General features: G+C 71.2%; 24 protein-coding genes. 14 read left to right on the top strand and 10 right to left on the bottom strand.

What is annotated here, in order from left to right; genetic code table 11:
- The first annotated feature begins 25 nt into the window (after positions 1-25).
- Positions 26-793 (top strand): TetR/AcrR family transcriptional regulator, encoded by a 768-nt coding sequence (locus tag AB0K82_RS36480; RefSeq protein WP_364405785.1) that lies wholly within the window; start codon positions 26-28, stop codon positions 791-793.
- Positions 794-970: 177 nt separating this feature from the next.
- Here AB0K82_RS36480 and AB0K82_RS36485 read toward each other — a convergent pair whose 3' ends face one another.
- From AB0K82_RS36485 to AB0K82_RS36500, 4 genes are all read right to left on the bottom strand, one after another.
- A complete protein-coding gene (locus AB0K82_RS36485; protein WP_364405787.1) occupies positions 971-1501 on the bottom strand; it encodes an HIT family protein in 531 nt (176 codons plus the stop codon).
- Positions 1494-1754, bottom strand: a complete 261-nt coding sequence (locus AB0K82_RS36490) for a hypothetical protein (RefSeq protein ID WP_364405789.1) — start codon at positions 1752-1754, stop codon at positions 1494-1496. The genes AB0K82_RS36485 and AB0K82_RS36490 overlap by 8 nt, the downstream gene beginning before the upstream one ends.
- A gap of 272 nt (positions 1755-2026) precedes the next feature.
- The gene (locus tag AB0K82_RS36495; RefSeq protein WP_364405790.1) at positions 2027-2293 is read right to left on the bottom strand and encodes a VOC family protein; all 267 of its coding nucleotides are present in this window, start codon (positions 2291-2293) and stop codon (positions 2027-2029) included.
- On the bottom strand, positions 2290-2424 hold the full coding sequence (locus AB0K82_RS36500; protein WP_364405792.1) for a hypothetical protein: 135 nt from the start codon (positions 2422-2424) through the stop codon (positions 2290-2292). Before AB0K82_RS36500 ends, AB0K82_RS36495 begins: the two co-directional genes overlap by 4 nt.
- 407 nt (positions 2425-2831) lie before the next feature.
- Between AB0K82_RS36500 and AB0K82_RS36505 the strand changes: the two genes are divergently transcribed.
- From AB0K82_RS36505 to AB0K82_RS36535, 7 genes are all read left to right on the top strand, one after another.
- Positions 2832-3425, top strand: coding sequence for a hypothetical protein (locus AB0K82_RS36505; RefSeq protein ID WP_364405794.1), 594 nt, complete (start codon positions 2832-2834; stop codon positions 3423-3425).
- A 298-nt stretch (positions 3426-3723) separates the two neighbouring features.
- Positions 3724-4896, top strand: a complete 1173-nt coding sequence (locus AB0K82_RS36510) for an MFS transporter (RefSeq protein WP_364405827.1) — start codon at positions 3724-3726, stop codon at positions 4894-4896.
- A 1038-nt stretch (positions 4897-5934) separates the two neighbouring features.
- The gene (locus tag AB0K82_RS36515) at positions 5935-7401 is read left to right on the top strand and encodes a hypothetical protein (protein ID WP_364405796.1); all 1467 of its coding nucleotides are present in this window, start codon (positions 5935-5937) and stop codon (positions 7399-7401) included.
- A gap of 180 nt (positions 7402-7581) precedes the next feature.
- Positions 7582-9339: a copper resistance protein CopC gene (locus tag AB0K82_RS36520; RefSeq protein WP_364405829.1), complete on the top strand. Its 1758-nt coding sequence runs from the start codon at positions 7582-7584 to the stop codon at positions 9337-9339.
- Positions 9340-9397: 58 nt separating this feature from the next.
- A complete protein-coding gene (locus AB0K82_RS36525) occupies positions 9398-10120 on the top strand; it encodes a hypothetical protein (RefSeq protein WP_364405798.1) in 723 nt (240 codons plus the stop codon).
- 32 nt (positions 10121-10152) lie between these two features.
- Positions 10153-10542 (top strand): DUF1775 domain-containing protein, encoded by a 390-nt coding sequence (locus AB0K82_RS36530; RefSeq protein ID WP_364405800.1) that lies wholly within the window; start codon positions 10153-10155, stop codon positions 10540-10542.
- Positions 10539-10865, top strand: a complete 327-nt coding sequence (locus AB0K82_RS36535) for a DUF1775 domain-containing protein (RefSeq protein ID WP_364405802.1) — start codon at positions 10539-10541, stop codon at positions 10863-10865. The genes AB0K82_RS36530 and AB0K82_RS36535 overlap by 4 nt, the downstream gene beginning before the upstream one ends.
- Before the next feature lie 439 nt (positions 10866-11304).
- Here the strand turns inward: AB0K82_RS36535 and AB0K82_RS36540 are convergent, their stop codons facing one another.
- Genes AB0K82_RS36540 through aroB form a run of 3 tightly spaced genes read right to left on the bottom strand, consistent with a single transcriptional unit; the run spans position 11305 to position 15654 of the window.
- The gene (locus AB0K82_RS36540) at positions 11305-12459 is read right to left on the bottom strand and encodes a sugar phosphate nucleotidyltransferase (RefSeq protein ID WP_364405804.1); all 1155 of its coding nucleotides are present in this window, start codon (positions 12457-12459) and stop codon (positions 11305-11307) included.
- A gap of 31 nt (positions 12460-12490) precedes the next feature.
- Positions 12491-14485, bottom strand: a complete 1995-nt coding sequence (locus tag AB0K82_RS36545) for a TIM barrel protein (RefSeq protein WP_364405806.1) — start codon at positions 14483-14485, stop codon at positions 12491-12493.
- Positions 14482-15654, bottom strand: a complete 1173-nt coding sequence (aroB, locus tag AB0K82_RS36550) for a 3-dehydroquinate synthase (protein WP_364405808.1) — start codon at positions 15652-15654, stop codon at positions 14482-14484. The genes AB0K82_RS36545 and aroB overlap by 4 nt, the downstream gene beginning before the upstream one ends.
- A 209-nt stretch (positions 15655-15863) precedes the next feature.
- Between aroB and AB0K82_RS36555 the strand changes: the two genes are divergently transcribed.
- From AB0K82_RS36555 to AB0K82_RS36570, 4 genes are read left to right on the top strand one after another with little or no spacing between them, the layout of a single operon-like run.
- Positions 15864-16811: a sugar nucleotide-binding protein gene (locus AB0K82_RS36555; protein ID WP_364405831.1), complete on the top strand. Its 948-nt coding sequence runs from the start codon at positions 15864-15866 to the stop codon at positions 16809-16811.
- 2 nt (positions 16812-16813) lie between these two features.
- Positions 16814-18238 (top strand): trehalose-6-phosphate synthase, encoded by a 1425-nt coding sequence (locus tag AB0K82_RS36560; RefSeq protein WP_364405810.1) that lies wholly within the window; start codon positions 16814-16816, stop codon positions 18236-18238.
- Positions 18238-19500 (top strand): aspartate aminotransferase family protein, encoded by a 1263-nt coding sequence (locus AB0K82_RS36565; RefSeq protein ID WP_364405812.1) that lies wholly within the window; start codon positions 18238-18240, stop codon positions 19498-19500. Before AB0K82_RS36560 ends, AB0K82_RS36565 begins: the two co-directional genes overlap by 1 nt.
- Entirely contained in the window at positions 19497-20543 is a 1047-nt protein-coding gene (locus AB0K82_RS36570; protein WP_364405814.1) for an alcohol dehydrogenase catalytic domain-containing protein, read from the top strand. The genes AB0K82_RS36565 and AB0K82_RS36570 overlap by 4 nt, the downstream gene beginning before the upstream one ends.
- A gap of 76 nt (positions 20544-20619) precedes the next feature.
- Here AB0K82_RS36570 and AB0K82_RS36575 read toward each other — a convergent pair whose 3' ends face one another.
- The 3 genes from AB0K82_RS36575 to AB0K82_RS36585 all read right to left on the bottom strand — a co-directional run bounded on the left by AB0K82_RS36575 (position 20620) and on the right by AB0K82_RS36585 (position 23502).
- Entirely contained in the window at positions 20620-21309 is a 690-nt protein-coding gene (locus AB0K82_RS36575) for an HAD-IA family hydrolase (RefSeq protein ID WP_364405816.1), read from the bottom strand.
- A gap of 29 nt (positions 21310-21338) precedes the next feature.
- Complete coding sequence (locus AB0K82_RS36580) at positions 21339-22520, bottom strand: MFS transporter (RefSeq protein ID WP_364405818.1); 1182 nt, start codon at positions 22518-22520, stop codon at positions 21339-21341.
- Between the two features lie 160 nt (positions 22521-22680).
- Complete coding sequence (locus AB0K82_RS36585; RefSeq protein WP_364405820.1) at positions 22681-23502, bottom strand: universal stress protein; 822 nt, start codon at positions 23500-23502, stop codon at positions 22681-22683.
- Between the two features lie 300 nt (positions 23503-23802).
- On the opposite strand from AB0K82_RS36585, the gene AB0K82_RS36590 reads away from it, so the two are divergent.
- Both AB0K82_RS36590 and AB0K82_RS36595 read left to right on the top strand, forming a co-directional pair.
- Positions 23803-24462 (top strand): response regulator transcription factor, encoded by a 660-nt coding sequence (locus tag AB0K82_RS36590; protein ID WP_364405822.1) that lies wholly within the window; start codon positions 23803-23805, stop codon positions 24460-24462.
- Positions 24452-24889, top strand: coding sequence for a pyridoxamine 5'-phosphate oxidase family protein (locus tag AB0K82_RS36595; RefSeq protein ID WP_364405824.1), 438 nt, complete (start codon positions 24452-24454; stop codon positions 24887-24889). Before AB0K82_RS36590 ends, AB0K82_RS36595 begins: the two co-directional genes overlap by 11 nt.
- The last annotated feature ends 190 nt before the right edge of the window (positions 24890-25079 follow it).

Consider the following 25079-nt stretch of genomic DNA (forward strand, 5'->3'; position numbering starts at 1 on the left):
TTCGTGTCAAGCTATAATGATCGGTATGCCCTCCGATCCCCGGCAACGCCGAGCAGCTCGTCACGCCCAGCCCGCGGGGGAGCCCCCGGAGACGTCACCACGCAAGAAGCCCATCACGGTCGACCGGATCACTGACGCCGCCCTGCAGGTCGTGGCAGCCGAGGGCTACGACGCACTGACCATCCGTCGAGTCGCCGCGATACTCGACACCGGGCCGTCGTCGCTGTACGCGCACATCGTCAGCAAAGAGGACCTCGACGATCTGCTTGTCGGCCGGCTCTGCTCCGAGGTCGTGCTGCCCGAACCGGACCCGGCCACGTGGCGCAAGCAGATCCTCGACGTGTACGCGCAGATCCGCGACCAGTACCTGAAATACCCCGGAGTCTCCCGTGCCGCGCTGGGCGTAGTCCCGACCAACCTCTCCACGTTGCGGGTCAAGGAGGGGCTATTGGCGATCCTGCTCGCCGGCGGAATCGAACCGCGGAGCGCCGCCTGGGTGCTCGATGCTCTGTCTCTCTACGTCAGCGCCTACGCCTTGGAGCAGTCGCTGGTCCAGCAGCGGCGCAGACACCCAAACCAGGAATGGGTCCTTGACCGCGAGGAACTGATCCGCCGGTTCACCGCACTGCCGGCCGACACGTTTCCGCAGACCCGACGCTATGCCGCTGAGCTGACCTCCGGCACCGGACACGACCGGTTCGAGTTCACCCTCGGACTGATAATGGACAACCTCGCCCAGCCCCAGCCCCAGCCCCAGCCCCAGCTGACACCGGCATCCGACACCGCCGGATGAACGCGCATGGCGTGTCGCCCGCGAAAAGTCGGGCGCATCTCGATGGAATGAGTGGTTCCGTCGCTGTTCAGTGGATTCTCCAGCGGCCATCAGTAGGTGCCATGGCAGCGCGGGGCCACCTTGGTGAGTGTCCTGTCTCGTTGATTATGAGGCAGATCAGCGGAAGGGATCCTGGCGTCACTGATCGTGGCTGGCCATCGCCGCCGCGATCCGTTTGGCCAGCGCTGCTTGGTCCTTGGCGGGGATTTGCAGGTAGTCAGGCCGGTTGACCGCGTTGAACTGCTGTTCTTCGAAAGGAACCCCCGGCGGCAGTGGGACCACGTGCCAGTGGACGTGGGCGACCCCTTGGTGGCTGCCGAAGCTGAAGATGTAAAGCCGTTCTGTCGACACCAGAGCGGTGAGAGCCCTGCCGAGGCGATGGACCCGGCGCTGGAGAGCGACGTAGTCATCCTCGGTGAAGTCCGCGACGACGCCGGTGTGATGCTCACGTGGGGCCAACATGGTGTAGCCGAGCAGGCGTGGTGCGTTGGGGAAGAGCACCACGCACAACTCATCTCGATAGATCAGGGCACCCGGCTCGTTGTTCTCGTCCTCGACGAGATCACAGATGAAGCAACGCCCAGTACGGTTATCGGCCTGGAGACGAGCAGCGTACTGAGCCGTATCGAGAACGAGCCGGGGGTACTCGTTCGGCATCCACTCATCCATGCAGGATCGACTCCCTGTCGGCGGCTATCTCGACGGTGTCGATCGGGTGATCGCGGTTCCAACGGTTCCGGTAAGAGGAGTACTCGATCTCTTCCCGGAAGAACCGGACCAGCGGATCGACGTAGCGGTAGTAGGACGACGGGTCCCAGTAGTAGCCCGGGACGACGGTGCGGCGTACTTCAGAGACGAAGACGGCGTCTCGAAGGGCGAGGTGCCGCCAGTGCGGTGTGGCCAAAAGCCTGGTCAGAGCCACAATCTCAGGGTATTGCGCCGCGAAGCGCGCCGGATGGTCTCGGTCAATAATCCGGCGAGGCGTTCAATATGCGACAAAAGCTCCATACCAGACAGAAGCTGGATTCTGTCTGGTATGGGACGGGTGTGGGGTCACTCGACAAGCGACGGTGTCGGTGGAGTGGACGAGGAGAGGGCTGCCATGTGTCCCGCCCTACCGTCGGTGACGGTGCTGTCCGGCCGGCGGTTTGTGCGGCTGTGAGCGAGCTCGGGCGAGCCGGCGCTGATCGCAGGTCAGGACTGCACACTGACCATCCAGACGTGGCCGTCGGGATCGGCGAATACGCCCGCGTAACCCCAGGGCTGCCGCCCAGGGGTGGTGATGACCGTTGCCCCGGCCTTGCGGGCCTGCGTGATCATCTGGTCAACGTCGGCGGGCGTGGCGACGGGGAGCGTCAGTACGCACTCGCTGGCCCCGGATTCAGCGACCGGGCGATCGCCGATGACCCAGCCAAAGCCGCCGGTCGGGATGAACATGACCCGAACGCCGTCGTTGATCACGAACTGGGCTCCGGAACCCCATCCTCGGCCGGCTCGCCGACCGGCTCGAGGCCGAGCGCCTCACGATAGAACGTGTGCGACCGTCGGCGGTCGGCAACCGGCATGCCAATGACGAGCGGCGACGTCGACATCCCGGCCACTCCGTACCTCCTGCTGATCGGTAAGCGCTTCGGCGGTACTGACCCGAGCAGACGGGAGAACTCATCGCCCAGCCGTCCCGCAGCCCGCTTCCCCGTCCTCCGGTGGTTGCTCGATAAGAGACATTATGTCAAGTAAATCGTCGGATATTGCATCTGATGCAATCGCCCGCCCGTCCCCTCGAGGGCCTGCACATCTCCTTGTGCCACGCGGCCGAGCTGCGGTGATCGCTTCTCTCGATGGCTGTGGACGGCATGGCATCGGATCTGGCATGCCACCTCGCCCACGCGAAGTCACCTTGTCGGAATGTGCTCAACAGGACATCGATGCCTGGCTTGCCGAGGGCCCTACGACGCGACACTCGGTCCGCACGTTCATCGTCTGGACGAAGAAGAACCGATTGACGAAGAACGTCACCGTCGGGTTCCGGACAGCACGGCGGACACCCCTATTGAGCCAAGAGCAGCGGCTGGACTGGCTTCGCATCCTCGTCGAGCAACCCGTCGACACACTGTCCTACCGGGTCGCTGGGATGTTGCTGCTGCTCTACGCACAGCCACTTGTTCGTATCGTCCGGCTTGAGGCAGAGGCGGCGACTGAGAGCGCCGAGGGCCTGTTCATCAAGCTCGGCGAGGGTCTTGCCCCCGTACCAGAACCGTTCGCCGCAATGCTTCGCGCCCACCTGTCCAACCGGCCCAACCTCCGAACAGCCTCCGGCGGCCGCAGCCCATGGCTGTCCCCCAGCACCAGGCCCGGCCGGCACCTCGATGCGCAGAGCCTCATGGAACGGCTCCAGGGCATCGGAATCGAACTGCAAGCGGCCCGGAACACGGCTCTTCGAGAACTCGTCCGCGACGTCCCGGCACCCATCGCCGCACGCATGCTGGGCTACAGCGACCAGGTCACCCACAAACACGCCGCGGCCGCCGCAGTCCCCTGGGGCGCCTACGCTGACGCTGTCCGAGAGCAGGCAAAGAGTACCGACGGCGACTGAGCAGCGCTCCAGCCTGACCAACATTCCGTCGGCAAGCTGCTGTTCAACTACTCGGACTGAGCCACGGCCGCCGAGAGAAAACCGGAACCTGAGTGACCCGTGCCGCTTATGCGTCATTACTGATCGTGCAAGGGACGGCGGCGCTAGGGTGGCACCATCAGCTGCTGCCACGATCGGTGGCGGATCGTTGGGAGTTCGGCTCCCGGGTGGGCGGGCATGTCAGGAAAGGCATGCCCCCTTGCGCTCCTACGTGCGAGTCCTTCGGACACCTGGCTTGCGGGTACCACTGACGGCGACTGTGGTCGGCGCTCTTCCACTCGGCATGCTCAGCCTGGGCCTGTTGCTGTTCTTGCGGACCTGGACCGGGTCGCTCGCCGACGCAGGACTGGGGATCGGTGTCTTCGGCGTGGGCAACGCCGTTGGACTGAGTTTCCAGGGACGGCTCATCGACAGGGCCGGGCAGACGACGGTGCTGGTATCCGCCGGGCTGGCCTGCGCCGCATGGATCGGTGTGCTGGTCACCATCGCGCCGGCGACAGGGTCGATGGCATTGGCCCTCGTGGCGTCCGCGGGAGCGGGCAGCACGTTCCCGGCGACCACCGGCAGTATGCGGGTTCTGCTCGCCGAGCTGGTCGCCGAAGCCGAAGACCGCACCGCAGGCTACGCGCTGCTGGCAATGCTGTTCCAGCTGGCGCTGCTGACCGGCCCCCTGGCCACCTCCCTGCTGCTGACGCCGGTGGGGCCCGGCGGAGCCGTCTTGGTGGCCGGCGGGTTGGCCGGTGCCGCCGGGGTGCTGTTCGCCGCTACCGGCGCCTCCCGCGCATGGCGGCCCCACCCCCAGGCCGCCCGCACCGTCACACCGGCTGTCCGCACGCACCGGACGCTGCTCCCGTTGCTGGTGATCGCGACAGGGGCGGGGATCTCGGCAGGACTGATCTCGGTCGCCGTCCCAGCCGCCGCGCTGTCCCATGCCGCCGCAGGCGACAGCGGACAACTCCTCGCGATGTCATCAGCCGGCGAAATCGTCGGTGGGTTCGCTTTCGGTGCCCGGCGGTGGCGCTGTTCCGCGACCCGGCAACTACTCGCGACGCTGGCCGGAGCGATGGTAGCCGCGTGCCTGACGGCATCCGTCTCAGGCAGACTCACCTGGCTGTTCGCGGCGATGCTGCTCACCGGGGCCTGCACCGGCCCATTCGCCGTCGCCTCGTCGGATCTATTGGACACGGTTACTCCCAAGGCAGCACTGACGCAGTCCTACACCCTCATGGTCGGCATCGGCCTGCTAGGCGTCTCTTTGGGCAGCAGCGCCGGCGGTGCGATCGTAGACGCTGCCGGATACCAGATGGCTTTCACCATCAACGCCTGCTGGCTGGGCTGCCTTCTGGTCATCGGCGTCCTGATCCACCCTGCCCTCGCCCGGCAACCGCCCGAGCCGACATCGGTCATCCAAGAAGACCATCGCCGAAGGTGACCGGTTGCCAGCAATACCGGCAGATCGAATATAGGAGCTCACCAGTAGAGGATCTGATAACGCTCGGTGCGATCCCCTGGCCCGCCCGTCGAAGGAGCGGCGGCCTAGGTCTGGCCGCCGGGTTACTTGATCGAGACGCTGAGTCCGGACTCCCAGACGACGCTCTGGCCGGGACGAAGAACCCAGGCGGGCCAGCCCTTGCAGTTGGGTTTGTTGAAGACGAGGGCGGGCTGGTCGGTCTTGTTGCTGACCCGCAGCGGCCCCCTGTCGCTGCCGTAGCAACCGCTGGGGTTCTTGTACGTCTTGTGGCTGATGATCAGTTTTCCGTCGGCCGCATGGGCCGCCCCGGGGACGGTCAGGGTGAGCAGCCGCCGATTGGCAGGGCGCCGAGCGCCGTGACGATGCGTCGCATTTGGGGGTGTCTCCTCGGTTGGCGGGGGTCGTCGTCTGTGGTTTCCCGTCGAACCCAATACCCTGCGCTACTGATAAACTACCCTGGGTGTTCGGTGTGGTCGGCGTCGATCCTGACGGCCGGCCGAGCTCGAGCGTGCTCCCGACGTCCGCGGGCTGGATACGGGTGACCGTGCTCGGTGGCGGACCATTCAGGCCGGTGACCCGCCGCCATGAGCCGTCCCCCTTTGAGCGGCTTCGGGTCCGTCTCTCCCCCGGCCCGGCCGTCCGCGCCGATGGCGGTGATCAGCCGGGGAGCCACTCCGCGCTGGCGGACACGTCCGATGTTCAGCGTCCGTTGTGTCGGTGAACGTGCCGGTTCGACCGATATTCGGTGGTGACACGGACAGGAATGATCATTATCCTCTCATTGCCTGACACTGCGTCGGTTATCGCCCTGCCCGGCCGACGGAAAGGAGGATGGCGGTCCCGCGAGACAGACCACCTCCCAGGCCTGTCAGACCCCCGAGTCATCGGTTCTCTCTCGCGGTCCTGGTTCTATCCGCAAGGGGAGGCGTCAACCCGGCTTGGTCGAACCCGCGAAGTCCGGCGGCCCGCTCGTCTCAGTGAGCGTTCAGGAGTAACGCATTGAAGATCAAATCGATCGCGGCTGGTGTGGTCGCATTCGCCGCGGCGGTGGCACTGCAGCTGCCGAGTTCGGTGTCGGCGTTCGCCGCCGCACCGGCCGGCCCGGCCTCCGGTGGCCCCTCCCGTGGTGGCCCCGCCCTCGATGACACCCACAACGTGCCCACCAACGCGGTCTCGGGCAATGTCACCTTCATCGACAACGTCAAGGGTGTCAGCGGCTACTCGGGGCTGAACTTCATCAGCTACAAGAACTACGGCTACGACTTCATGTTCGCCAACGGCACCGGTGGCCTGGCGATCTGGTCGCTGAAGGACCGTAAGCACCCGGCGCTCGTCGGGAAGCTCACAGCCGCCGAACTGCGCCGTCCCGGCGACACCCAGGACCGGTTCTGGGAAGGCGAGAACATGACCGTCGACCAGAAGCGCAAGCTGGTCTTCTTGAGCCGCGACCCGCGCGGCTTCGGCGGCACTCTCACCACCGGCCAGTCGGGCTTCTACATCATCGATGTGAAGAACCCCTGGCAGCCCAGGATTGTCACGTTCCAACCCGTTCCGGCCGGTCACACCGCCACCTGTATCAACGACTGTGACTACCTGTGGTCGGTCGGGCCGTACAACACCGGCACCAAGGGGAACGACCCGAGCTGGCACGGCGTGCCGGTCTGGGTCACCGACATCCGTGACATCAACCACCCGAAGACCCTGGCGCAGGCGCTCGACCTGAACCGGTTCGATCAGACCACCGACTACGTCCACAGCGTGGACGTGGACAAGAACGGCGTCGCGTGGACGTCCGGGGCCGGTGGCGTGCGCGGCTACTGGACGACGGGGCGGCACTACGACCCGGTCAAGAAGGTCAAGCGCACCGCGACGGCGTACGACCCCGTGCCGTACGCGGGTGGCACCGTCGTGGACCCCGCGCCGGTGTCCTACTTCGACCACAACTCGTACCACAACACCGAAAAGCTCGGTAAGTACGACAAGGGCGAGCTGCTCTACATCACCGAAGAGGACATCCGTACCTGCTCCGACGCCGGTGCGCTGATGATCGCCTCGACCAAGGGCAGCTACGACGGCGAGAGCTGGAATTCCACGCCGGAGAAGCCGTTCCGCCTCAACCTGGTCAGCAGCTGGACGGCGTGGGGCCAGGAGGGCTCGGACACCTCGGCCGCCAGCTGCTCCGCTCACTGGTTCACGGTGAACGGCAACATCATCGCCCAGGGCTGGTACGCCCAGGGCACGCGGTTCATCGACGTCTCCGACCCGAAGCACCCGAAGCAGGTCGGCTACTTCCGCATCCCGTCCGGTAACGCGAACGTGACCGCCGGATCGGCCTCGGCGGCCTACTGGCACAACGGTTACGTCTACGTCGCCGACTACAGCCGCGGCGTCGACGTCCTGCGGTTCGACGGCAAGCTGGCCGGCAAGCCCGACAAGAAGATCTGCTGGAACTCCTGCGACAAGTGACATCACCGATCATCGCCCGCCGGCGCCTCGCGCCGGCGGGCCCGACCGGCCGGACGCGGTTCAGGACCGGCGTCCCGGCGCACCCTTCCGGGCGGTTCGACCACGTCGCCGCCGTCGTACGGGGCGACGCGTCCGTCTTGGCCGGCGAGCCGCGCACAGATTGATTACCACGTGACCTTCATGTTTCGCGCGGCCGAACGCGGCGGTCACCACCGGCGGGTTCTGCGTGTCCTCCTCGTCGCGGCGCTGGCCGTGGGCTGTTTCGCCGCCGAGGTGACGTTCGGTGCGCTGCTTCGCCCCGCCGAGGCCCACGCCGTGCTCCTCGAATCCTCCCCCGTCGACAACGCGGTCGTCGGTTCCGCGCCACGGCAGGCGGTCCTCCGCTTCAACGAAGCGGTGACGCTGACCCCAGAGTCGATCCAGCTCCTGGACCCCAACGGCGACAAGGTCCGGGTCGGTGCTCCCGGGCACGTGGCGGGCAAGGCGAACACCGCGGCGGCGGCGCTGCCCGCCGACCTGGCCAAGGGGACCTACACGGTCGCGTGGCGTGTCGTGTCCGCGGACTCGCACGCCGTCTCCGGGGCCTTCCGGTTCAGTGTCGGTGCGCCGAGCGCCGCGGTCGCCTCCCCCCGTACGGAGACCGGGCTGGTGACGCCGGTGGTGCACGCCGTCGGGCGTGGCCTGGCGTTCCTGGGTCTGGCGCTCACGCTCGGAGGCGTCGTCTTCCTCGGTGTCACCTGGCCCGGGGGGCTGCGGCGGCGTCGTGGCCGGCTCCTCGTCTGGGCCGGGTTCGCCGCGCTGGGTGTGGGAACAGTCGTGGTGTTCCTCGCCCAGGGCCCGTACGGCACCGGGGGGTCGCCGGCGACGGCGTTCGATCCGGGCGTCCTGCGGCTGACCCTGAGCACACGTCTCGGTCGTGCCCTGGTGGCGCGCCTCGGGATCGCCGTCGTGCTCGCGGTCGTCTTCGCGGTCGTGGCCCGGCGCCGGAGCGACGGCGGCGGGGAGGCACGGGTACCGGTGGCCGCGCTCGTCCTGGGCGCGGTCTGCGGGGTCGCGCTGGTGCTGACCTGGCCGCTCACGGACCACGCGCACACCGGCTCGCAGGCGTGGCTGGCCGTTCCCGTCACCGGCCTGCACCTTCTGGCCATCGCGGTGTGGTTCGGCGGTCTGGTCCCGCTCGCGGCGTGTGTCGTCGGTCCGGCCGCCGGCCGTCCGGAGCGGGTGCGGGTCCTGCGGCCGGCACTCCCCCGTTTCTCCGGTCTGGCGCAGGCCTGTTTCGCGGTGATCGCGGTGACCGGCCTGTATCTGGCGTGGCGGCAGGTGGGGACCTTCGGTGCTCTGGGCGGTACGGCCTACGGTCGGCTGCTGCTGGTGAAGTTCGGTCTGGTGCTCCTTGTCGTCGCGCTCGCGGCGCGGGGACGCTCGTTCGTCCGGCGCCGCGGGTCGGAACCGGCGGAGGACGTGCCCGCCGGGGAGGTGCGCCGGCTGCGCGTGTCGGTGGCGGCCGAGGTCGTGCTCGGCGTCGTCGTGCTGTCCGTGACCTCGGTCCTGGTCAACACGGCTCCCGCCCGCAGCAGTTACGCGCCGCCGGTACGGGCGACGGTCGCCGTGCCGGCGACGGCCGGGACGCGCACCGGCCTGGACGGCGGTCACGTCGAGCTGAGGCTGACGCCGGCGAGGCGGGGGTCCAACGTCGCCGACATCTACCTCGTGGCGAAGGGCGGGTCGCTGGTCAACGTCCCCGAGGTCTCCGGGCGGCTGGCACCGGTCGGCAAGGACATCGGCGCGCTGCCGGTCACGATGTCCGCGGCGGAACCCGGCCACTATGTCGCGAGTGCGATGTCCATTCCGTACCCGGGCCGGTGGGACCTGTGGCTCAACATCCGCACCTCCGACTTCGATGAGGTGCCGGTGCACTTCTCCTTCACGGCGCGTTGAAAGGATCGCAGACGAAATGAGGCTCGCGTGTCTTCGTGCCAGGCCGAGGCGGCGTCCCGTGGTGGCGCTGGTGGCCGGCGCGGCGGTCCTGGCGTCGGCCGCCGTGGGCGGCTGTGGCGCGGATTCGGGTAAGAAGCTCACCCATCCGCCGTACACGGTGAAGTCGATCCAGTTGGGGTTCGCCACCATCAAGGACGTCGGCAAGGGCGCGGTCCAGGTCCAGGACTCCGATCACGGCTCGCATGTGATCTACACGCCGCCGAACAGTGTGCCGACCTGTCCTTATGTGCAGCGTGCCGACAACATCACCGTGGCGGTGCAGCCGGACGTCGAGCCGGTGGGCGGCAATTCGACCGGTCGTTTCATCGTCGGTCCGCCCAACCCGGAACAGTCCTCGCTTCCCGTGGTCACCCAGGGCGCGGTGGTCTTCACCACCGACGCGCTGGCGGACACGGGGATGAAGGCCGTGCTGGGCGAGTCGGCGAAGTGTCCGGCGTCGTTCACGATTCTCGGCGGGCCGCCGATCATCGTCGGCGACTACAAGATCCACAGTCGTGCGTTCAAGTCGGGGGGCTGGACCGGGTTCGCGCAGCAGCTCGCGCACACGGCGCCGCCGGGTCTGGGCACCACGACGTACGACGATCTGACGACCATCGTCGCGCACAAGGCGAACGCCGTCATCTATTTCAGCTACGCGGAGATCCACAAGATCGGTCAGCGCGCCGACTCCAGCGCGAAGGCCGAGAAACTGGCGAAGACCACGCTCGGCCGGCTCGGCTGAGCCGGCTCATCTGGTGATCAGTGGGAGAACGTATGTGGCGGCGTTCCGTCCGAGGCGCGGTCATCGCCGTAGGGGCGGCGCTTGTGGTCGGGTTCGGGGCCACCGCGGCCTCGGCGCACGTGACGGTCGCTCCGGAGTCCGCGACGCAGGGCGACCATGCCGCCCTGGTGTTCCGCGTCCCGAATGAGCGGGATGACGCGAACACCGTCAAGGTCGACGTCCAGTTGCCGCCGAACCTGCCGCTGGCGTCGGTTCGCGTCAAGGCGCATCCCGGCTGGTCCTATGAGATCAAGAAGACGAAGCTGGCCACGCCGGTCGAGTCGGACGGCGCCAAGGTCACCGAGGCGGTCAGTGAGATCATCTGGACCGCCAGGACCCGAAGTCGGGGATCAAGCCGGACGAGTACGACGAGTTCGCCGTGAGCGCGGGGCCGCTGCCGAAGGCCGATTCGATGACCTTCAAGACGCTGCAGTACTACGGCGATGATCAGGTGGTGCGCTGGATCCAGGAGCCGCAGCAGCCGAATGGCCCGGAGCCGGAGAACCCCGCTCCGATGCTCCGGCTTCTGCCACCGTCGAAGACCGGCGCCGGACCGGCCGCGGACGCGCCGGCGCGGGCCTCCCGCGGCGGCGTGGTCTCCGAGGCGGATGACACCGTCGCGTACTGGGCGCTGGGGCTGTCCGTGGTCGCCGCGCTCGCCGCGCTCGGGTCCGCCGTGATGGCGCTGCGCGCGTCGCGCCGCTGAGAGTCCGCAACGGCAGGCGCGTCGGCACGGCCCGGGCATCCGGGTCCGTGAGCCGGAATGGATGCAGCCCCCCGCCTGGTGGCGGAGGGCTGCTGTGTTGAGGAGGGCCCGCTCAGCGGCGGCTGCTCGATGCCGTCACCGGGCAGCCGACGCGGGAGCCGGCGGCTTACTGACCTGCGGGCCGCGGCCGCGTGTCGGCCGGGCGCGGCCAGGGGTTCACGATCGGCGGAGTCGGCTCGATCGGCCGCGGGCGGGGGTCGATCCGAGTGGTCATGGTGTACTCCTTGGTGTCTGTTCTGTGTCGCCGTCCGCTTTTTGGCGCGGACGGGCCCGGTCCGGATCGGAGCGGGTCGATCTTGACCGTGCGGTGGTCGGCGCTCGCCGCAAGCGATCCTGCGTGGGAATTTCGCGTGTCCTGTGAGGGGAACGGCCGGGGGTTCTACGGCTCCCCCGCTGCCGTGGTCGGGTCTTGGGTTCCGGCGGCTCGAGCGGGGGTCAGGCCCGTCAGGCCGGTGCGGGTGCCGGTGATGTCTTCGCCGGCGTCGGCGATGGTGCCGTCAAGGCGTGCGCCGGCTCGTACGGTCGCTCCGGGCAGGATCAGGGACCGGTTCACTTCGGCGCCGGGTTCGATGACGCAGCCGGGGAACAGGACGCTGGAGCGGACGACGGCGCCGGGTGGCACGGTGACGTCCGCGCCGGCGAGGCCGCCGGGGCCGTCGAGGTGGCGTGGGGGCGCGTCGGTGAGGGTGCGCGGGAGCGTGTCGGGTGGGAGTGGGAGGGGCCGGTCCAGGAGCTTGAGGTGTTCGAGGTGGTAGCGCTCGACGGTGCCGATGTCGGCCCAGTAGCCGGTGATCGGGTACGCCTGGACGTGTCGTCCTTCACGGATCATGAGCGGCAGGACGTCCCGGCTGATGTCGTGCTGCCAGCGGTCCTGCCCGAGCGCGGCAAGTGAGCGGAGGACGTCGTGGAGCACGTCGGCGCGGAACAGGCAGAACGCGGTGAAGACCAGGTCGGAGGTCGGCTCGGCGGGTTTTTCGACCAGGCGGCGTACGCGCAGGTCCGCATCGACGTCGACCATGCCGAACAGGTGCACGAACCGTCGTTCGATGCGCTGCACTCCGATGGTGGCGTCCGCGCCGGCGGCGCGGTGTGCGGCGACCATGGGCCCGTAGTCGTGGACGTAGACGTGGTCGGCGTGCTGGATGAGGATGTCGCGGGCGCCGGGGGCGAAGACGTGTTCGGCGTTGGTGAGGAGGGCGTCTGCGGTGCCGGCTTCGGGTGGGCGTGGCGGCAGGGGTTCGCCGGGGGCGAGGGCGCCGGAGCGGATGAGGTGGTCGTGGGGGCCGTAGTTGATGCGCACTCCCCTGCCGTCCCAGTGGGTGTGGAGGTGGTCGATGAGGTCGCGTTCGCGGTGCAGGGACAGCAGGACGATCTCGGGTACGCCGGAGCGGGCGGCGTTGGCGACGCTGAAGTCGACGAGGCGGCAGGACGCCGCGTAGGGGACGAGGGGTTTGCAGAGGTTGTCGGTGAGGTGGCCCATGCGTTCGCCGAGGCCGCCGGCGAGCAGGGCCGCGCGTACGTCGTGCAGGGTCATCGGGTCCTCCTCCGGCGTGGGTGCGGGCGGGTCACCAGGTGCGTCCCTGGGGGGCGTGCTGTGGGAGCAGGTCGCGCAGGAGCCGTGTCGAGGCGTGGACGCTTTGTTCGCGGGGCAGCAGCGCGTCTTCGTGTTCGACGTACAGGGTGCCGTGGAAGTCCTCGTCGAGCAGCGCGGAGATGATCGCGGGCCAGGGCAGTTCGCCGGCGCCGAGGGCGCGGAACCGGATGGGTGGTCCGGGGCCGTAGCGGGACCAGCCGGCGCCGTGGGGGGCCTGGGTGGTGGTCCAGCGTTGCAGGTCTTTGGCGTGTGCGGCGGCGAGGTCGGTGCCCCAGCCGCGTACGGCGTCGACGGGGTCGTGACCGGTGGCGGCGAGGTTGGCGGGGTCCAGGCAGATCCGTACGGTGGCGCGGGGTTCGGTGCGGGCGGCGGCGTCGAGGAGCCGGCGGGTGCTGGCGCGGTCGTAGGCGACCTGTTTGGGGTGGGGTTCGATGAGGAGGGTCACGCCGTGTTCGGCGGCGAGGGTGAGGAGGGGGTGGGCGCGTTCGCACCAGGTGGTGATGTTGTCGTCCCAGGTGACGGGGCTGTGCCACCAGGAGAGCCAGCGGGTGAGGTCGGGGACGCCGAGCATGAGGCGGGCGTGGGGCGCGCCGAGGTCGGCGGCGAGGCGGATGGTGTTGCGGGCGTGGCGGAGGGCGTGGTCGTGTTTGGCCTGTTCGGTGCCGTGCAGGACGGGGTCGGTGTGGGGGCCGTGGGGGCCGAGGAGGAGTTGGGTGTCGCGGCTGTTGCTGACGCAGCCGACGTCGATGCCGGTGAGTGCGGTGCGCAGGTCGGCGCGGTAGGTGTCGTCGTGGGACCAGCGGGTCAGGTCGAGCAGGCCGGCGGTGGTGTCGGTGGGCAGGTCGACGGTGTCCGCTCCGGTCTCGGTGGCGTGCTGGAGGGCGGTGGTGAGGTCGGAGCCGCCCCAGGCCGCCAGGCACAGTCCGATGGTGATCGGCGGGTCGCCGATGCGGGGGCGGCGGGGCGGGGGTGCCGGTCGGCGGGGCCGGGGTGGCGGCGGGTCCAGGTCGATGAGCCAGGCGGCGGTGCCGGCCGGGCCGCCGGGTGGGTGGAGCCGGCCGTCCTTGAGGGTGTGGCGCAGGGCGGCGTGGACGGTGGTGGCCGGTTCGGTGATGGGGGCGACGTGGGCGGCCCCGAGTTCGTTTCGGAGTCTGCGGTCGAGTTCGGTGAGCATCGCCGGGCAGCCGCGCAGCACTCCCCCGCCGGCGGCGGCGGACCAGGGGCCGGTGAGTTCGGCGCGGTCGTGGGCGGCGCGGACGCCGAGGATGAGTTCGTCGAGTGCGGCGGTCACGAGGGCGGTGGCGGGTTCGTCGCCGTCGAGCCAGGCGTCGCAGACGGCGGGGGCGAGGGCGGCGACGGCGGTCTTGGGGAAGGCCGCGGCGGCGAGGTGGCGGGCGAGTTCGGCCGGGGGCCGGCCGTGCCGGGCGGTGAGGCGGGCGCCGATCGTGGTGGCCGGTCCCCGGCCGTCCTCGGCGCGGACGGCGGCGCGCAGTCCGGCCATGCCGAGGTCGAAGGCGCTGCCCTCGTCGCTGCCGAGGTATTCGCAGCCGCCGACGCGGGCGAGGCGGGGGTGGTCGCCGGCGGCGATGAACCCTGATCCGGTGCCGCAGACGAGGGCGACGCCGCGGCCGTGGAGAGGTGGGGCCAGGAGCCAGGGCAGGGCGTCGTTGGACAGGATGAGGCTGCCGTGCAGGCCGGCGTGGCGGGCGAGTTCGCGCAGGCGGTCGGGTTCGGTGCCGGGGGTGGTCAGGTCGACGGTGGCGGTGGCGAGCCATCCGGTGCCGGGCCGGCCGTCGAGGGCCTGGGCGATGTCGTGGAGGAGGGCGCGCAGGTTGTGGTCGGCGGTGTCGGGTCCGGCGGAGGCGGGGTTGATGGGGCCGTGGGTGGTGATGGCGCCCGGATCCGGCGTCGGGAGGATCGCGGAGGTGGTGGTTCCGCCGGCGTCGACGGCCCACAGTGCGGTCATGGGCGGCCTGCCGGGAGGTCCTCGGCGGTGGCGCGCAGCAGGGCGGCGCGTACTTCGTCCTCGGTGACGTCGTCGGTGATGAGGGTGGTGCCGAGTTCGACGGGGAGGACGAAGCGCAGGCTGCCGTCGCGGATCTGCCGGATCTTGCCGAGGGCGGTGAGGACGTCGTCGATGGGGGGCACGGCGCGGAGCTGGTGGAGGCGTACGGGCAGGTCGAGGTCGGTGAGCAGGCGGGTGATGCGGTCGGCGACGGCGGGGTCGAGCAGGCCGCGGGCGCGGGCGATGTCGACGGCGATGGCCATGCCGAAGGCGACGGCCTCGCCGTGCAGGACGGGGCCGTATCCGGTGGTGGTCTCGACGGCGTGCCCGACGGTGTGGCCGAAGTTGAGGGGGCGGCGCAGGTCCTGTTCGTAGGGGTCGCGTCCGACGAGTTCGGATTTGATGGCGCTGGCCGCGCGGACGAGTGTCTCGGTGGCGGGGCGGCGGTGGTGGAGGAGGTCGTCGGTGTGGTTCTCGATGAACTCGAACAGCTCCGGGGAGGCGATGACCGCTTTTTTGACGGCTTCGGCGAGGCCGGCGCTGGTCTGCCTGGTGTCGAGGGTGTCGAGGTAGGACAGGCAGGAGATGACGGCGCGGGGCTGGTGGAACGCTCCGACGAGGTTCTTGGCGGAGTTGTGGTCGACGGCGACCTTCCCGCCGATGGCGGCGTCGACCTGGGCGAGGAGGGTGGTGGGGACGTTGATGTAGGGCACTCCGCGCATGTACGCGCTGGCGACCCAGCCGACGGTGTCGAGGATCACGCCGCCGCCGAGGGCGATGACGACGTCGCGGCGGGCGAGGTCGAGTTGGGTGAGCCAGTCGATGAGGAGGTAGGCGGTGTCGAGGGTCTTGCTGCGCTCCCCTGGCGGGACGGCGATGGTGCCGAGCAGCAGGCCGTGCTCTTGGAGGGTGTGGGTGAGGTCGCCTGGGGGCAGGGCTGCGACGGTGCGTTCGGTGATGACCGCGGCGCGGCGGCCGTCGAGTTCGGCCAGGAGCGCTCGGGTGGCCGCTGCCGGATCGGCTGCGACGTGGATGCGGTAGGTGTCGTTTCGTTGGTGAGTGACCTCAATGGCCGACGGGGTCGTGGACAACGGGATGCGGTCGTGAACGACATGACCGTTTACGGCCATCTTGTTTCCCTTACTCAGATCGACGAAATGTGTCGGAGTTACCCAATCGGTCCGCACCATAACCTTTTAACGGGTGTGTTTGGCAAACACCAGATTTGTCAATGATGAGTCCTGATGCGCGAGTCTGTGAGTGCCCGGCGGACCGGGCGGGCGGGACCTGACGGGAACGCGGGGCGCACCCGCAGGCCGGGGATGCCGCCGTGCTGACGATGGTGGTGGGCAGCGGCTACCTCGGCGGGCGTATCGGCGCCCGGATCCGCGCGCTGGGCGGCAGGGCCGTGCTGTGCTCGCGGCGGCCGCCGGCGGCGCGGTCCGCGGCGGGCCTGGAGTGGCGTGAGCTGGACGTGCGTGACGCGCGGGCGTGCCGGGACGTCGTGCGCGGCCTGGCGCCGGACGCCCTCGTCATCGTGCACGGCCCGTCCGACATCACCTGGTGCGAGGAGCATCCGCGGGAGGCGATGGCCGCGCACGGCGCGGGCGCGATGAACCTGGCGGCCGCTGCCGGGCGGCTCCCGGTGCTGCTGGTCTCCACCGACAACGTCTTCGCGGGGACGCGGGACAGCTACGGCGAGTCCGACGAGGTCTCCCCCGCCAACGCCTACGGCCGGGCCAAGCTGGCGGCCGAACGGGCCCTGCTGGACACCGGGGTGGCGCTGGTGCTGCGGGTGAGCCTGGTCTACGGCTGGGATCCGGACGGGCACCGCCCCAACTACTTCACCACCTGCGTGCGCTCGCTGCGGGCGGGGCGCGCCGTCGAGGCCCCGGACGACCACTGGAACACCCCCGTCCTCGTCGACGACGTGGCGGCCTGGTCGGCCGAGCTGGTGCGGACCCGGCGGACCGGGGTGCTGCACCTGGCGGGTCCCGAGCGGCTGTCCCGGTACGCGTGGGCGCGCCGGATCGCCGCCGGCCTGGGGCTGGGCGAGGACCTGGTCCGGGCCGTCGGCAAGGCCGGCACGGCGTACGCGTGCCGGCCGCGGAACGCCTGCCTGCACAGTGAGCACGCGGCGGACCTGCCGGAGCTGGCCGGGCTGTGGCCGGTCGACGTCGATGAGGGCACCCGGCTGCTGGCCGGGGTCGCGCTCGCCCCTGAAGAACCTCCTGGCGCCCCTGAAGAACCTCCTGTCGTCCCCGCCCCCCGATCCGTGGAGGAGTGAGAGTGAGCAAGCGCGTCTTCCTCGCCAGCAAACGCGCGGTCGTCAGTTACGCGCCCGAGCCGGAGACCGGGCTGCTGCGCGCGTGGCTGGCGCCCGGCGGCACCGGCAACGTGGTCGCCGAGCAGGCCGGGTACCTGGACGTGGCGTGGATCGTGAGCGCGGACAGCGACGCGGACCACCGGGCGGCCCTGGAGCATCCGGACGGGATGCGGATCGAGCTGCCGTCGGGGCGGGGCGTGCGGCTGCACCAGCTGCGCCACGACCGCGACACGTTCCGGATCGTGCAGGACTTCTTCACCGCCGAGCTGATGTGGGCGGGCAACAACTACGGGTGGGACCGGTGGACGCGGCCGTCGTTCGGCGCCGAGACCCGGGCGGCGTGGGAGCGGTTCGGGGAGTTCACCGAGGACTTCGCCGGTGAGCTGCTGCGGCGCTCCGAAGGTGAGCCCGACCCGGTGTTCCTCGTCCATGACTACCAGCTGGTGCGGGTGCCGCAGCGGCTGCGGGCCGAGCGCCCGGACGCTCCGATCCTGTTGTTCGTGCACATCCCCTGGCCGGCCGCGGACTACTGGCGGATCCTGCCGAAGATGATGCGGACCGGCGTGCTGGAGGGCATGCTGGCGGCCGACGTCATCGGGTTCTTCGCGCGCCGCTGGTCGGACAACTTCCTGGCGTGCGTGGCCGACCTGCTGCCGGACGCCGAGGTCGACGTCGCCGCCGGCACCGTACGGCGGGGCGGGCACGTGACGAAGGTGTGCACGCAGCCGCTCGGCTACAGCCCGGAGACGCTGCACCGCCGGGACGCGCGGCTGCCCGAGGGCGTCGCGGAGTGGGCCGGCGACCGCCCGCTGGTGGTGCACTCGGGCCGCACCGACCCGATCAAGAACGGGGAGCGCGCCGTACGGGCGTTCGTCGCGGCGGTCGAGGCGAACGAGCGGCTGCGCGGGACGCGGATGCTGGTACGGATGAACCCGAACCGGCTGTACGTCGAGGCCAACGCCGAGTACCAGAGGCGGGTGGAGGCGGCGGTGGCCGAGGCGAACGCCGCGCTGGGCGCGGGCACGGTCCGGGTGCACTGCGACAACGACGTGGGTCACACGTTCGGCTGTTTCGAGCGGGCGGACCTGCTGGTGTTCAACTCGACGGTGGACGGCCAGAACCTGAGCGTGTTCGAGGCTCCGCTGGTGAACGAGCGCGACGCCGACGTGGTCCTGTCGGAGCTGGCCGGGGCGGCGGAGATCCTGGGGCCGGTGTGCCGGACGGTGAACCCGTTCGACCTGGTGGAGCAGGCCGATGCGATCGCCGCGGGGCTGCTGGCCGGGCCGGGCGAGCGGGCCGAGGCGGCGCGGCGGCGGCGGGAGACCGCGCGGCCGTGGACGCTGGAGGCGTGGGTCACCGCGCAGCTCGAGAGCCTGGGCGTCCGCTGATGGAGGCCGGTCCGGGGGCGTTCGCGTACTACGAGCTGGGCGAGGCCCGGCTGGTGCGCGGTGAGGGCGTGCGCGTCTGGGACGAGGACGGCCGGGAGTACCTGGACTGTGTGGCCGGGACGTTCAACCTGGTGCTGGGGCACAACCATCCGGCGGTGCTGGCGGCGGTGCGGGGGCAGCTGGATGATCTGGTGTTCGCCAGTTCGTCGTTCCGTACGGAGCCGACCGACCGGGTGATGGAGCTGCTGGTGGAGATGAGCCCGCCGGAGCTGACGCGGGTGAACCTTCGCAGTTCGGGCGGGTCGACGGCGAACGAGGGCGCCATCAAGATCGCCCAGTGGGTGACCGGGCGGCGTGATGTGATCGTGCCGTTCCGGGGGCACGTCGGGCAGAGCGTGGCCGCGACCAGCTACAACGGTACGTCGCGGATGCGGGCCCCGTTCCCGTACCACCTGCCGGGGGCGGTGCACGTGCCCGACCCGTACTGTTTCCGCTGTTTCTACCGGCAGACGCCGGACCGGTGCGGCATGTGGTGCGTGGACCGGATCGAGGACTTCATCACCTACGCCAGTTCCGGCAGCGTCGCCGCGATGATCATCGAGCCGATCAGCGGGGTGGGCGGGAACGTCGTCCCGCCCCCGGGCTACCTGCGGCGGCTCAAGGAGTTCTGCGACGAACGCGGCATCATCCTGATCTTCGATGAGAACCAGACGGGCCTGGGCCGCACGGGCCGGCTGTTCGCCGCCGACCACTTCGGCGTGACGCCGCACATGATGACGCTGTCGAAGGGGCTGACGGGCAGCGGGTTCCCGCTGGCCGCGATCCTCACCGAGGAACGCCTGGTGGGCATGCCGCGCTCGATGCACGGGTTCACCTACGGTGGCCACACCCTGTCGGCGGCGGCCGCGGTGGTGACGCTGCAGGAGGTGCGCCGCCCGGAGTTCCTCGCCGGGGTGCGCGCGTCGGGCGCGGTGCTGCTGGAGCGGCTGGGCGCGCTGCGGACCGACTTCCCGTGCGTCGGCGACGTGCGCGGGGTCGGGCTGATGCTGGGGGTGGAGCTGGTCGAACCGGACGGGGCCCGCTCCCCCCGGTTGGCCACCGCGCTGAACAAGGCCCTGCACGACCGGTCGGTGATCACCCGGGTGTCCGAGCACGGCCTGGGCAACGTGATCGAGCTGCGGCCGCCGCTGGTGCTGTCGGTGGAGGACGCCGGCCTGATCGCCGACCGGTTCGGTGAGGCGCTGGAGACGCTGCGGCCGTGAACGCGCTCTCCGGAACCGGCCCGGCGCCGCCGGGCCCGCTGAGCGTGGAGCTGACCGGCTCGGGGCCGCGGCTGTCGCGTGCCCGGCCCCGCCGCCCCGGCGGCGCGCACACGGTGCTGGTCGAACCGCTGGTCGTGGGCGTGTGCCGTTCAGACCTGAAGGAGATCGCCGGGCGGCGGCCCGGGCCGAGCCAGTTCGGCCACGAGCTGGTCGGGGTGGTGGCGCGCAGTTCGACGCCGCGGCTGCCGGTGGGCTCCCGGGTCTGCCTCGACCCGAACGTCCCGGTGCTGCGGGGCACCGGGTTCGCCCGCGCGATGTGGGTCGGCGGGGACGACGAGCCGCTGGCGCGGGCGCTTCCGCTGGCCCCCGCAGGGGTTCCGGAGCGGCGGCTGGTCTTCGCCGAGCCGCTGGCGTGCGCGGCGCACTGCCTGACCATGGCCGGGCGGCATCTGGGCCGCGCCGGCCTGCGGGGCGCGGCGATGTGCGTGCTGGGGGCGGGGACGGCCGGGGTGCTCATCAGCCGGCTCGCCGAGGCCGCCGGCGCCGGTGTCTCGCTGGTCAACCGGGACGCCGACCGGCTCGCGTTCCTGTCGGCGCGGCGGATGCTGCCGGGCGCCGGCGGGATGTGCCTGGACGAGGCGCCCTCCGGCGGCCACGACGTCGTGGTCGTCGCCACGAGCTTCGTGCTGCCCGAACTGCTGACACACGCGCTGCGGCTGGTCCGCCCGGGCGGGCTGGTGATGCTGTACGGCGGTACCGCCGCCGGTGACCGGCTCCCGGGCCTGGACTGCGACCTGGACCGGGTGCGGCGCGGCGAGCTGGTGGCGGCGGCGCGGTGGCGGGGCAGGCCGGTGCGGGTGGGCGGTAGTTACGGCACCACGCCCGCCGACTTCGCGCTGGCGCTGCGAGCCCTGGCCGGCTCACCGGACGGGCTCGGCGTCGAGCGGCTGATCACCGCCGAGGTGGCGCTGCCGGAGCTGCCGGACCTGCTGCGCCGGATGGCTGTCGAGCGGTGCTTCGGGAAGGTGCTGGCCCGCCCGTGACCGGCCCGCCCGGGCGCGGGGCGGCGGCGCGCGGCCGGAGCGGCCGGCATCGGGACCGCGGCCCGGGTCCGGGCGGTCAGCGGACCAGGCGCAGGACCGCGGCCAGGCCCCGCGCCGCGCCGGCGGACCGCTCGCTGGGCAGCAGGTAGACCGGCAGCCCGGCGCGTACGGCAGCGCCGTCCTTGGCGGGGTCGTCCCCGACGTACAGGACCCGCCCCGGGGGCGTGCCCAGCCGCTCACACGCCAGGGCGAACAGCGCGGGGTCGGGTTTGGCGAGGCCGTGCTCGCAGGACAGCACCACGGTGTGCAGCGCGTCGAGGACCTCGACGCGCGCGAAGGCCGGCCGGATGTCCCAGCCGATGTTGCTGAGCACGCCGGTGCGCACCCCGGCCTCCCGCAGGGCGCGCAGCACCGGGACGGTGTCGGGGTAGGGCAGCCAGGCGTGCGGGTCGGTCAGGCAGGCGTAGACCGCTTCGACGAGCGGCGCCTCGAACGGGCCGGCGTCGGCGATCAGCGTGGTCCAGACCCTTCGGTGGGCCTGCGGGGACAGGTCGCATCCCTCCCGGGCGGCGAAGCCCTCGGGCGAGTCGACGTGCCGCAGGGTCCGCCGGATCACCTCCGCGGCACCGGTCTCGTCGAGTCGTACGCCGTGGCGGGCGGCGGCCGTGGCGAGGGCGGCCGGATCCAGCACGCCGGTGTCGTCGAACAAGGTGCCGGAGAAGTCGAACAGGACGGCTTCGGCCCGGGCGTCGGCGAGTTGATCCACGGGCGCCAGCATAGGGCGGCGGGCGGGGATCAGGCGTCGGCGCGCTCGGGCGCCGGGCGCGCCGATGGGGCGGTGAACCCGCTCAGCCGCAGCAGCGGCGGGGTCAGCGCGAGCAGGACGGCGGCCAGGGCCGCGACCGCGACCATGGCGCCGCGCAGGCCCGTGGCGTCGGCCCACACGCCGACGTAGACCGGGCCGAGGAGGAAGCCCATGTAGGACACGGTGCCGACGATCGAGGTCGCGCGGCCCCGGTAGGCCTCCTCGACGTTGCGTGACACGATGCCCAGGAGGGTGGGGAACAGTACGGCGGTTCCCGCGCCGCCCAGGATGAGTCCCACGGCGGCCAAGAGCAGGTTCGGGGAGACGGAGATGACCAGCGCTCCCAGCGCGGCGGTGGCGGCGCCGCCGAGCAGGACCGGCCGGGCGTGGGCGTCGTTGAGCCCGCCGAGGCAGAATCGTGTGATCGCGACGGTCCCGGCGAACACGGCGGGGGCGACGGTGGTGAGCCACGCCCCGGCGTGCAGCTCGTCCTGGGCGAAGACCGCGCTCCAGCTCTGGTGGGCGTTCTCGCTGGCGAAGGCGAGCGTGCCCAGCACCCCGACGAGCAGGAGGGGCAGGAGCCGGGACCGGGTGACCGGGGCGAGCCGCGCCGGAGCGGCCTGCTCATCCTGGCCGGCGGCGCCGGGGGGAAGGGTCGTGAACAGGGCCGCGCCGGCGGCGACGGACAGGGCGGCCACCACGGCGAAGGGGACGGCCAGTGGCCAGGACGCGGCGGAGGCGGCACCGGTGCCCAGGCTGGTGAGGACGACCAGGGCGGAGAAGGTGCCGTGGGCGCGGGTGATGACGGGCCGTCCGGCGAGCTTTTCGGCCCGTCCCGCGACCGCGTTCATGGCCACGTCCGCGGCGCCGCTGGAGGCACCGGCGACGGCGAGGCCGGCGCACAGGGCCGGCAGGTCCACCGCGGTGAGGGCCAGGCCGGCGCCGACGAGGCCGAGCAGGGCGATGACGGCGGCCGAGACCCGCAGCCCCCACCGGTCGAGCGCCCGGCCGACCAGCATCATCGCCGGCAGCGCTCCGGCGCCGACGAACAGCAGGGCGAAGCCGAGTTCGCCGTCGGTGACGTCGGCCTGGTCCTGGACCCGGGGCACCGAGGCGCCCCACACTCCCCAGAACGCGCCGAAGGCGGCGAAAGCCGTGAACGCCGAGACCACCAGGCTGCGTGGCGAGGTAATGACGTACTCCTTCGGCCCGTGTCGATGCGGTCGCGGGCGATCACCGTACCGAAGCGCGCCGTTCCCCGTAAGGCCGATCCGCGGTGGATCGCCCCGGGCGGCGGTGCCGGGCGTCCCCGTCCCCTTCCGGAGGGAGTGGTCAGCGGCGTACGGCGACGGGGCAGTCGGCGTGGTGCAGGACGGCCTGGCTGACCGAGCCGAGCAGCAGGCCGCGGAAGCCGCCTCGGCCGCGGGAGCCGACGATGAGCAGGTCCGCGGCCGCGGAGGCGCTGATCAGGGCCTCGGCGGGGTGGGCGGGCACGGTGACGAGGTCGACGGGCACGTCCGGGAAGCGCCGGCCGTGCCGTTCGATCGCCTCGGTCAGGGCGGGAACGGCGGCGCCGGTGGCGTCCTCGACGGCGTGGAGGGCGGTCAGTTCGGCGCCGCGCAGGGCCGCCTCGTCGAACGCGTAGGCGAGGGCCGCCAGGGAGGGGCCGGAGCCGTCGACGCCGACGACGATCCGCTGCGCCTTGTGCGGGTGGCCGCGTATGACGACCACGGGGCAGGGGGCGCGGGCGGCGAGTTCGACGCCGGTGGAGCCGACGAGCAGTCTGCCGACGGCGCCGATGCCGCGGGAGGCGACCACCATCAAGGAGGCGTGGGCGGCCTGCTGGAGCAGGACGGGGATGGGCGCGCCGTCGAGGACGGTGGTCTCGACGGGCAGCTCGGGCGCGCGGGCCTGCGCGCGGCGTTCGGCGGTACGGGCGATCTGCTCGGACGTCTCGCGCAGGGAGTCCAGTTCCGAGCCGAGCAGGGGCGGGCCCAGGGGCGCGTACAGCATCGGCAGGGTGAAGACGTGGACGACGCGCAGCGGTGCGTGGCGCAGGCGTGCCTCGTCCGCGGCCCATTCGACGGCGGTGAGGCTCTCGTCGGAGCCGTCGACGCCGACGGTGACGGGGCCGGTCCCGGGCTGGTCGTGCATGTGGACCTCCTCTGGTCGTCTCCAGCTCATCAGCGGCGGGGCGGGGCCGGGCAGGGACCAACGGCCCGGAACGGCGGCCGACGGCCCCTTCTCGGGTGTGGCCGGTGGCGGTGCCGCGCAGGCGGCCGACACCAGGTGCGGGAATATCGGGGATATCGGGGAATGCCGTCTCCAGGACCGGCGGGTCCGGTCGCTCGACAGGGTCGTTGGTCCTTGATTTGCGGGGCGTGCCGCCCTGTCGCCCGGATCGAGTCCGGGTCTACGGTGGTGCGTCGCGCCGGATCAGGAAGCGAGGCGGATATGACCGTCCGGGTGTTCTTGCTGGACGACCATGAGGTCGTCCGGCGTGGGGTGGCGGCCCTGCTGTCCTCCGAGTCCGACATCGAGATCGTCGGTGAGGCCGGCAGCGCGGAGCAGGCGCTGGCCCGGATCCCGGCGGCCCGCCCGGACGTGGCCGTGCTGGACGTGCGGCTGCCCGACGGTGACGGTGTCAGCGTGTGCCGGGAGGTCCGGTCGCGGATGCCGGAGGTGGCGTGCCTGATGCTGACGTCCTTCTCCGATGAGGAGGCGTTGTTCGACGCGGTGATGGCCGGGGCCGCGGGATACGTGCTCAAGCAGATCCACGGATCGGACCTGGTCAGCGCGGTCCGTACGGTGGCGTCCGGGCAGTCGCTGCTGGATCCGCGCAGCACCGCGCAGATGCTGGCGCGGCTGCGGGAGCGGCAGACCCGCAAGGATCCGCTGGCGGCCCTGTCGACGCAGGAACGTCAGATCCTCGAGCTGATCGGTGAGGGCCTGACGAACCGGCAGATCGGCGAGCGGCTGTTCCTGGCGGAGAAGACGGTGAAGAACTACGTGTCGAACCTGTTCGCCAAGCTCGACATGCGCCGGCGTACGCAGGCGGCCGCGTTCGTGGCGCAGCTGAAGGCGGCCGAGGGCCGCGAGTCCCGTGCCGAGTGACGTCGTGCTGGACGCCGGCGGCCTGGAGGTCCTGGGCAGGCAGGAGTGCCTCGCGCTGCTCGGCGCGGCCCCGATCGGCCGGATCGTGTTCACCGACCGGGCGTTGCCGGCGGTGCAGCCGGTGAACTTCGTGCTGAGCGGCGGGGACATCGTCATCCGCACCACGGCGGGGTCGAAGCTGGCGGCGGCGGCCCGGGGCGCGGTCGTCGCGTTCGAGGCCGATGAGTTCGATCCGCGGGCCGAGACCGGCTGGTCGGTGGTGGTGACCGGGCAGGCCCGTGTCGTGTCGGAGGCCGGTGAGCTGCGGCGGTTGCGGGACCTGTCGTTGCCGGTGTGGGTGCCCGGCGAACGCGGCGACTACATCGCGATCACTCCTGAGCTGGTGTCGGGGCGGCGGATCCCGGCGCGCGGCGGCTCGGCGGCCTGAGACCCGCTCCCCTCCCCCGCGAATCCGGGCCCGGGTGTGGCATGGGCCGAAGGTCCCTCGGATCTGAGCGGCCCGGTACGGGCCGTCCCGGCGCGCCTAGAGTGCGGGCATGCCCGATGGACCGTACCGACGCCGCAGCGCCCGTGTGCTCCTCATCGACGACGCCGACCGCGTCCTCCTGCTCCGCCTG

The organism is Actinoallomurus sp. NPDC052274 (assembly GCF_040679475.1).
Lineage (GTDB): Bacteria > Actinomycetota > Actinomycetes > Streptosporangiales > Streptosporangiaceae > Actinoallomurus > Actinoallomurus liliacearum.